This is a genomic window from Oleiphilus sp. HI0128 (assembly GCF_001635365.1).
This window is the reverse complement of the sequence record NZ_LWGG01000221.1, coordinates 1-8,506: the sequence shown is the minus strand read 5'-3', so window position 1 is coordinate 8,506 and position 8,506 is coordinate 1. Positions and strand designations below refer to the sequence as shown.

Annotated in this window: 10 protein-coding genes; 5 read left to right on the top strand and 5 right to left on the bottom strand. The window is 45.3% G+C overall.

Annotated elements, in window-relative coordinates; all coding sequences use genetic code 11:
* The coding region (locus A3763_RS02940; protein WP_197482716.1) for a polyprenyl synthetase family protein at positions 1-299 on the bottom strand (299 nt) is incomplete at its 3' end.
* 413 nt (positions 300-712) lie between these two features.
* On the opposite strand from A3763_RS02940, the gene rplU reads away from it, so the two are divergent.
* The 4 genes from rplU to proB all read left to right on the top strand — a co-directional run bounded on the left by rplU (position 713) and on the right by proB (position 3,864).
* Entirely contained in the window at positions 713-1,024 is a 312-nt protein-coding gene (rplU, locus tag A3763_RS02935) for a 50S ribosomal protein L21 (RefSeq protein ID WP_068509871.1), read from the top strand.
* Between the two features lie 71 nt (positions 1,025-1,095).
* Complete coding sequence (rpmA, locus tag A3763_RS02930; protein ID WP_068509869.1) at positions 1,096-1,356, top strand: 50S ribosomal protein L27; 261 nt, start codon at positions 1,096-1,098, stop codon at positions 1,354-1,356.
* Positions 1,357-1,485: 129 nt separating this feature from the next.
* On the top strand, positions 1,486-2,688 hold the full coding sequence (cgtA, locus tag A3763_RS02925; RefSeq protein WP_068511679.1) for an Obg family GTPase CgtA: 1,203 nt from the start codon (positions 1,486-1,488) through the stop codon (positions 2,686-2,688).
* 42 nt (positions 2,689-2,730) lie between these two features.
* A complete protein-coding gene (gene proB, locus A3763_RS02920) occupies positions 2,731-3,864 on the top strand; it encodes a glutamate 5-kinase (protein WP_068554938.1) in 1,134 nt (377 codons plus the stop codon).
* A 64-nt stretch (positions 3,865-3,928) separates the two neighbouring features.
* Here the strand turns inward: proB and rpsT are convergent, their stop codons facing one another.
* From rpsT to A3763_RS02900, 4 genes are all read right to left on the bottom strand, one after another.
* A complete protein-coding gene (gene rpsT, locus A3763_RS02915; RefSeq protein WP_068511686.1) occupies positions 3,929-4,195 on the bottom strand; it encodes a 30S ribosomal protein S20 in 267 nt (88 codons plus the stop codon).
* Positions 4,196-4,359: 164 nt separating this feature from the next.
* A complete protein-coding gene (locus tag A3763_RS02910) occupies positions 4,360-5,568 on the bottom strand; it encodes an iron-containing alcohol dehydrogenase (protein ID WP_068512303.1) in 1,209 nt (402 codons plus the stop codon).
* Between the two features lie 108 nt (positions 5,569-5,676).
* A complete protein-coding gene (locus A3763_RS02905; RefSeq protein ID WP_068512300.1) occupies positions 5,677-5,964 on the bottom strand; it encodes a hypothetical protein in 288 nt (95 codons plus the stop codon).
* A gap of 68 nt (positions 5,965-6,032) precedes the next feature.
* A complete protein-coding gene (locus A3763_RS02900) occupies positions 6,033-6,608 on the bottom strand; it encodes a hypothetical protein (protein ID WP_068512296.1) in 576 nt (191 codons plus the stop codon).
* Between the two features lie 185 nt (positions 6,609-6,793).
* Between A3763_RS02900 and A3763_RS02895 the strand changes: the two genes are divergently transcribed.
* Entirely contained in the window at positions 6,794-8,245 is a 1,452-nt protein-coding gene (locus A3763_RS02895; RefSeq protein ID WP_068632941.1) for a hybrid sensor histidine kinase/response regulator, read from the top strand.
* Positions 8,246-8,506: the final 261 nt, after the last annotated feature.

Below are 8,506 nucleotides of genomic sequence, written 5' to 3'. Positions count from 1 at the left end.
TTGGCAGTAGAGCGCCCGCGGCGCATGTTTGATGTGTCGACAACGTCGTCATGTAATAATGTGGCTGTATGCAAAAACTCGATAATAGTGGCTAGTTTGCATTGATCCTGACTAGCTTCCCCTAAGGCTCTGCTGGTAAGAAGGACTAGTAAGGGGCGCATACGCTTACCACCGCTTTCGACGATATATTGCGCAATTTTTTCTACTAAGGGGACATCTGAAGATAACTGGGAAGTGATAAACTGGTTTACTTCACTGAAGTCTTTTTCAACGCTGTCGTAGATTGCCTGAATTTGCATATTGAATATCTTAAAATAGAGCCGACTAAAATTGGCTGACATGCTAGGGGGGCTGTGCTTGTCTGTCAAGAATTACTATCCGCCATACAATAATTAAAGTCTTGTTTTGGCTAGAATGTGCTTGCAACACTTGGTTGAATAAAATACAATTGCGCGCCCTAAAAGTCATGGGTGTTCTCAGTGATAGGGTTGCCAAAGAGCTTCCTTTAGAAACTGGAGATCAGATTTTTCAAAAAACTGTAAATATCAGTTTGGGGAAAATTGGTCGTAAGTAACACATGCGGGTAGAAAGTGAGGCCGGAGATTTAGTTCTCAATATATAGGTCTTGGTAAGTTTGATTCATCTGGGTAATGCTTATTATTAGCGGAAGTTCAGGTGTGTTAGGCGATATGAAAAATTTGGAGAAAACCAAATGTACGCAGTTATTGTAAGCGGTGGTAAGCAGCACCGTGTCACCGAAGGTGAAGTGTTAAAGCTGGAAAAAATTGAAGTTGAAACAGGTGGGACGGTTGAATTTGACCGTGTATTACTTGTTGCAAATGGCGACGATGTTAAAGTTGGCGCGCCAAATGTTGAGGGTGCAAAAGTAACGGCTGAGGTTGTTGATCATGGTCGTCACGAGAAGGTACGTATCTTGAAGTTCAAGCGTCGTAAGCACCACATGAAGAGAATGGGTCACCGTCAGTGGTATACTGAGGTGAAAATTACTGGAATTAAAGGCTAACACTGAGTTTATGGTCGCTCTCAGGAGCAATTAAACCGGTTTAGATACGAACAGACAATAGGAGTAGGATAATGGCTCATAAGAAGGCGGGTGGTAGTACCCGCAACGGTCGCGATTCGGAGTCGAAACGTTTAGGTGTTAAGCGATTCGGTGGTGAAGTAGTTAAAGCAGGCAACATTATTGTGCGTCAACGTGGTACACGTTTCCACGCAGGCGATAATGTTGGTTGTGGTAAGGATCATACATTGTTTGCAACATCTGGTGGTGTTGTGAAGTTTGTAACAAAAGGTCCTTTGAACCGCAAATATGTGACGGTTGAAGCTGCGGAGTAAGCAGTCGTTACGGATTTGGAAAAGGCTCCGCTGTGCGGAGCTTTTTTTTTGCAATTTATTTGCTGATCGACTTTATTTTCCTTATAGGGTCAAATGTTGGTCGTTGGGTACTAATCTAAGGGGTGTGCAATGAAGTTTGTTGATGAAGCGACAATTGGAGTAGAGGCTGGTAAAGGTGGTAACGGTTGCTTGAGCTTTCGTCGAGAGAAGTACATTCCGAAGGGTGGGCCTGATGGTGGAGATGGCGGAGACGGCGGTTCAGTTATTCTGGTGGCAAGTGAGTCGCTGAATACTTTGGTCGATTATCGTTATGTCAGGCATTATCGCGCTCAATCTGGTGAGCAGGGTGCCGGGCGTAATTGTACTGGAGCAAAGGGTGAGAGTTTGTTTCTTCAGGTTCCGGTAGGGACTTCAGTTATCGACACGGACACTGAAGAAGTGCTAGGGGATTTGACTGAGATCGGGCAAGAGCTCATCGTGGCGCAAGGTGGCTTTCATGGTTTGGGTAACACTCGTTTCAAATCCAGTGTGAATAGAGCGCCCCGTCAGACAACTAAAGGGAGTGAAGGTGAGTCACGTAGCCTGCGTTTGGAGTTGAAGGTGTTGGCGGATGTAGGTTTGCTTGGTATGCCTAATGCAGGTAAGTCTACGCTGATTCGTTCAATTTCTGCAGCTAAGCCTAAAGTGGCTAATTACCCCTTCACAACGTTAGTACCTAATTTGGGTGTAGTGCGTGTTGAAGAGCATAAGAGTTTTGTGGTTGCTGATATTCCAGGCTTGATTGAGGGTGCTGCAGAAGGAGCGGGCCTTGGTGTTCGTTTTCTGAAGCATTTGGTAAGAACTCGTCTGTTGCTTCATGTTGTTGATATGGCGCCTTACGATGGCTCAGATCCGGCTCAGGTGGTGCAGGCGATAGCGGCTGAGTTGGAAAAGTTTAGCCCTACCTTGGCTTCCCGGGATCGCTGGCTGGTTCTGAATAAGCTTGATTTATTGCCAGAAGAAGATCGTAAGGCTATATGCGAGAAATTAGTAGAAGCGTTAAATTGGACGGGGCCCGTTTATCAGGTGTCGGCAATTAAGTCTGCTGGTCTAGCGAACTTGTGTCGGGATATCATGACATGGATTGATGAGAAGAATGCGGCTGAGGCAGCTGATGAAGCCTTAGCTGAGCAGGAGCAATTGATTAAGGATAAGATGCATCAGGAAGCTAGAGATAATCTAGAGGCTCTGAAGGCGGCTCGCAAGGCTAAGCGCCTGGCAGGTGAGGAGCTGGATGACGATTTTGATGACGGCGATGACGATGATGGTGTTGAAGTGGTATATGCTCAGTAGTGTGGTGAGTGGTTTTGTGGTGGGCGATAGGGTTGTATCAATATGACTGAGTGTACTGGGCGCGCTGAGCTAAGTCGTGCAAACCGTTGGGTTGTGAAAATCGGCAGTGCATTGCTGACTGATGATGGTAAGGGCTTGGCTCGAGAGTCTATCGGTGACTGGGTGGCGCAGTTGTCTAAGTTGCATCGTCAGGGGCTTGAAATTATTTTAGTGTCTTCCGGATCTGTGGCGGAAGGTATGGCGCGCTTGGGGATGAGCGAGCGTCCTCAGGAGTTACACTTGCTGCAAGCTGCGGCTGCGGTCGGGCAAATGGGTTTGGTTCAGGCCTATGAAGAAGAGTTCCAAAAGCATGGCTTGCATACAGCTCAAGTCTTGTTGACGCACGATGATCTGTCTAACCGCAAGCGCTACTTGAATGCTAGAAGTACCGTTCGTTCAATTGTTGAGTTGGGTGCCATTCCAATTATCAACGAAAATGATACGGTTGTGACGGATGAGATTCGTTTTGGTGATAATGATACCTTGGGGGCTTTGGTTGCCAACTTGGTTGAGGCTGATGGCCTGATAATTTTAACGGATCAGGCGGGGATGTTTGATAAGGATCCGCGTCGAAATGCTGATGCGCAAATGTTGACTCAGGTATTGGCCTCAGATGAGCGGCTAGAGGAGATGGCTTCCGGTGGTGCAGGTGCGCTAGGGCGTGGTGGAATGGCGACCAAGGTGCGAGCAGCCCGTTTGGCGGCGCGTTCCGGTGCTTATAGTGTGATTGTTGGTGGCAAGATAGAAAGTGTTTTGTTGCGCTTAAGAGCGGCAGAGGATTTGGGTACTATGATGCTGCCTTCAACCTCAAGACAAGTTGCGCGTAAGCAATGGTTGGCAGGGCATCTCCAGACAGCAGGTAATTTGGTGCTTGATGATGGGGCTGTGGCAGTGCTAGAGCGTGGTGGTAAAAGTTTACTGTCTGTCGGGGTTGTTTCGGCAAGTGGTCGTTTCAAGCGTGGTGATATGGTCTCGTGCAAAGATAGTTCTGGCAGGGAATTTGCGCGAGGCTTAGTAAATTATGATGCGCCAGATGCGAAGAGGATTCTAGGTAAGTCGAGTGACGAAATCTTATCGATTCTAGGCTTTTGCCATGAAGCTGAGCTTATTCATCGTGATAATCTTGTGTTGCTTTGAGATGCTAAACTTCAGGCATAAAAAAACCGGCGTTTGCCGGTTTTTTTATGCCTGAGAGCGAAGCTTAAGCTTTAAGGGCTTTAACTTGTGCGTTCAGGTTGCTCTTGATGCGAGCGGCGCGGTTTTTAGGGAAGATGCCCTTGTTTACCATGCCGTCGATAATTGGCTGAGCAGTTAGGAAAGCTGCTTGTGCGTTATCGTAGTTTCCGCCAGCAATTTCAGCGTCTACTTTTTTGATGTAAGTTCTAACCATTGAACGTTGGCTAGCATTGTGTTGGCGGCGTTTCTCTTGCTGACGCGCGCGCTTTTTTGAAGATGGGGAGTTGGCCACCGTGTTGCTCCTAAATTTCGCGGATTACTAAAAAATTAACTGGGAGCGCTTACACTTGATGTTGCTGAAAAGTGCTCGATCCCAGTTCATATAAAAATGACGCGAGACTATGCCGTTTTATTAGTCCTTTGTCAATAGTCTATGCTTAGACTTACTTGCTTTACTTAAGCGACCATTTTATTCAGCAGGTTTTCACATACCTTCTGGTTCATATACTTGGGCACTGGGTAGTTAAGATGTGCTTCTTCAAGAGCTGATTTGGCAATCTTTGGGATGTCCTCGGTCTTAAGGTCGCCAAGTTGCTCAGGGATGTCAAAGCTTTTGAGCATTTCACGAATTCGCTGAATAAACTTATCGGCAAGTTCCCTGTTGCTTTCTTTACCTTCTTTTAGCCCGCTTACTTCCGCGAGCTTGGCAAGACGTTCTGTAATTTCATCTTTTGAATAATCCAGAACATGCGGTAGGACAATCGAGTTGGCCAAACCGTGTGGTGTAGAGTAATACGCACCAAAGTTGTGGGCGATGGCGTGAACATAGCCTACGCTCGCTTTGGTGAAAGCCAGGCCGGCATAGTAAGACGCCATAGCCATATTTTGTCGAGCTTCCAGGTTGCTGCCATCTTTCACTGCTGTTTCAAGATTTTCCATGATTAGACGTGTAGCAGCTGTTCCGTAAGCGTCGGTCTCATCGGTAGCATTAACTGAAATGTAAGACTCAATCGCATGAGTCAGTGCGTCCATTCCGGTTGCAGCCGTCACTGCAGCAGGTAGGCCTAGCATCATTGCGCCGTCTAAAGCGGCCATCATGGGTACCAGTTTAGGGTCAATGATAGGTGTCTTTTGATGGGTTTCAGGGTCTGATACGACAGACACGATGGTTACTTCTGAGCCAGTGCCTGCAGTTGTCGGGATGGCGAATAGTGGCAAAGGTGCTTTACGTAACTTGAATAAGCCGGCCATCTTCTCTAATGGCTTGTCATTTGTTGCGCGTGCTGCGATAGCCTTGCTTGCATCAATCGGTGAGCCACCGCCTACGGCAAGAATTGCTTCGCAGTTGTTGTTTCTTAATAAGTCTAGACCTGCTTGTACCTGATCATAGGTTGGGTCAGGAAGAATGCCGTCGTAGATTACGTATTTGATGTCAAGTTCTTCCAAGCGAGCTTTGATTTTGTCGATTAGTCCGATGCTGACGAGTACTTCATCGGTCGCAATCATTAGCTTTTTAATGCCTAGTTGGCCAATAGCATCGCATAATTCCAGTGAGGAGTCTGCACCAGTGAAAAGCGTTGGCTTTGGCATCGGAACGACTGCTGCAGCGACCTTTAGTGCTTTTGCTAGACCTTTGTAATATTGAACTTTTAAAGAAAATAACATGACAATACCTAATCGTAATTCGCAAAGTTGTAGAGTGGATGTTTAGAGTAACTGCTCTAAAAAAATAGAGTATAAGCTCTAATTATTGAAAAGTAAAATGACTTGGAGTCATGCTATACGAATTCGTACTACTTTCATCAGCTCAAAATCCATTCCAGCGAGCTTTTGTGTGTCTGAATAGTAGGTTAGGTTGACTCGAGCGCCTTTTAGGTTTTTGTAGGTTTTTTGTCGCTTAAACTGAAATGGCGTATCGCAATCTTCAAGCATTAGCGTATTAACTAGCCAGCCATCATCTTGCTCACGTTGTACATGAGAGATAACTTTCTTGTCTTGGGAGTGGATAAGATTGCGATGCTTTTTGATGAGGCTATCAGCATCAGATTTTATTTTGGACATGGGGTTGTGGGTCTACTTAAGGAGGACTTTGTTTTAGTTTGGTGAGTAATGCCTGGGTGGCCATATGTTTAATAAGGTTCTTCCATCATTTTTAGGATATCGTTCAAAAAGGGCTTGATCGCTTCTTTGTCCGCAGTGCTTGCGCTCGACAGTATCTGTTTCACCATGGCTTGGTTTTTCTCAATAGCATTGCTTAACACTTGTTTGTGCTCCGGGCTGATGTCACTCGAATTCCTTAAGGCTTCAAGTCGGCTGGTGTCCATCATTTCCGGGTTCGCCTCAAATTCAATAGCGGCAGCCGCTTTGGTAATTCTTAAGGTGATCGCGGCCCACTCATCGATACTAGAGAAACCTTGAGACTGAACAAGCTGATTGGCGCTTGAATATAAGCCCGCTGCTTTCAGGGGGGATATCATGCTTTCAGGTGTCATCTTACTTGGATCTTCGACTTCGGTTTCATCCTTAGTCTTTGCTTCCAGTTGGGCTTGGTGCTTCTTACCCCAGTCTTCCAGGGCGTCTTGAGACTTCATCCAAGATGAAATTAGTTGTTCTGATAGCTTCGTATCGGTCGCAATGGCGTCTTTTGCATGGGCTGTCGCCAGCAATAATAAGCAGAAGGCGCTGACTAATTTTAGAAAATTCATATAAAAGATCGCTTAATTAATGGCTCTGTGAGTATTTTAATCGTGAAAACAATACGAACTCTACTATATTAAATAGCTATGTGCTTAATAATTACCTGGAGGTAATTAAGGGGTCTTGTTCTTGATCTCTTTTTTTAATTTAGGGTGAATAGAATAGAACTAAGATTCACTTGTTGGGTTGTTTGATGAAAAATACTGTTTTGATTGTTGAGGATAGCAAAGCGTTTGCATTGAGTGTAGAGGCGGCGCTGAGACAAGAAGGTAGTTATCAAGTGCTGGTCGCGCTTAATTATTCTGAAGCGGTTCAGTTAGTGGAGCTGCATCAAGAAGAAATATTTGTTGCGATCACAGACTTGAACCTGCCCGATGAAAGTGATGGCGCTGCTGCAAAGCTAATGGCAGAAAAGAGTATTCCATGTATCGCTTTTACCGGCAACTTTAGTCCAAATCTACGTGAGATGGTTTTATCCTTGGGCGTATCCGATTATGTGTTGAAGAACGGGCAGCAGGATATCAGTTACGTTGTGCAGGTGATTAATCGAATGTCTGCCAATCGGAGTATGGAGGTTTTGGTCGTTGATGATGCACCGTCATCCAGAGATTTTATGAGTGCATTGCTCGAGAAGCAGTGTTTTAGTGTTACCTCTGTGGGGTCGGCTGAAAAGGCGCTGGATTTGCTCGACCAGGGTTATCAATACAAAATTATTCTTGTCGACTTGATTATGAATGGCATGGATGGATTTGAGTTGCTGGGTGCTTTGCGTTCACGCTTTGATATGAGTCAGATGGCTATTATTGGTGTGTCAGGAAAGGCATCATCAGACCAAATAGCGCAATTTATGAAGCATGGTGGGAATGACTTTCTATTAAAACCTTTCCAGCAAGAGCAAGTATGCAGTCGAGTCAACGCCAATGCCCAGCTTCTGGATCAGTTCTCTGAGTTGAGTAGTTTGAACCAGCAGAAGAATGAGTTGCTTGGTATGGCGGCTCACGATATTCGTGGCCCTTTGGGTGTTGTATCTTCAGCTGCGAGTATGTTGAAAAGGGAAATATCCGGAGAGCACCCGGAAATGTTGCTGGGTTTAGTTATCGAAGCTGCAGAGAGTATGGAGGAGTTGCTGGATAGATTGCTTGATGTGAGTTCGATTGAGGATGCTAATATCTCAATCGATATAGATCGGGAAAACCTTTGTTCCCTATTGGATAAAGCTGTTGCTGATGCCCAGCTCCTGGCGAATGATAAGCAGCAAAAACTTAACTTGGAATTGCCAGTCGAAGCCGTATGGGTTGAAGCAGATAGCATGCGAATTAAAGAAGTTGCCTATAACCTGATTTCCAATGCAATTAAATACTCGCCAGTTGGTGGGAAAATTGATGTTCGTTTATCGAGTAATCATAAAAAGGTGCGTATCGAAGTGATTGATGAGGCTGGTGGAATACCAAAGGCCGAGCAGCACTTATTGTTCAAGCCATTCTGCAATATATCAACCAAGCCAACAGCTGGAGAGCGAAGTGCAGGCTTGGGCTTGTCAATCTGTCAGCGAATCATGAAACTCCATAAGGGTGAAATCAAATACCGTTCGAATGCTCAGGTGGGGAGCATCTTTGAGGCGGTCTTGCCTTGCGCGAATGACTGAGAGCTTGAAAACAATTGTTACATAATGAAAGAAAAGTGATACATACATCACGTTTTTAATGTCGTATTCTACAAACATTGAAGTACGGGGAAGTGATTCAGGCCCTCTGACCCGGAATAGGTTTCATTATTTTTCTTTGAAGTATTTGTTGTGATTTTGACCCGACTTTTTAGTCGGGTTTTTTATTGCCTAAGAAAAACTCTCTATGAGGCTGGGATTATATGATGATCTATCTCTGTTAGTAGGTTATTGACGACTTGC

Coding starts and splice junctions, on each gene's coding strand:
- A3763_RS02905 (WP_068512300.1), bottom strand. CDS start 5,964: ATGTCCAAAATAAAATCTGATGCTGATAGCCTCATCAAAAAGCATCGC.
- A3763_RS02910 (WP_068512303.1), bottom strand. CDS start 5,568: ATGTTATTTTCTTTAAAAGTTCAATATTACAAAGGTCTAGCAAAAGCA.
- A3763_RS02895 (WP_068632941.1), top strand. CDS start 6,794: ATGAAAAATACTGTTTTGATTGTTGAGGATAGCAAAGCGTTTGCATTG.
- A3763_RS02900 (WP_068512296.1), bottom strand. CDS start 6,608: ATGAATTTTCTAAAATTAGTCAGCGCCTTCTGCTTATTATTGCTGGCG.
- proB (WP_068554938.1), top strand. CDS start 2,731: ATGACTGAGTGTACTGGGCGCGCTGAGCTAAGTCGTGCAAACCGTTGG.
- rplU (WP_068509871.1), top strand. CDS start 713: ATGTACGCAGTTATTGTAAGCGGTGGTAAGCAGCACCGTGTCACCGAA.
- rpmA (WP_068509869.1), top strand. CDS start 1,096: ATGGCTCATAAGAAGGCGGGTGGTAGTACCCGCAACGGTCGCGATTCG.
- cgtA (WP_068511679.1), top strand. CDS start 1,486: ATGAAGTTTGTTGATGAAGCGACAATTGGAGTAGAGGCTGGTAAAGGT.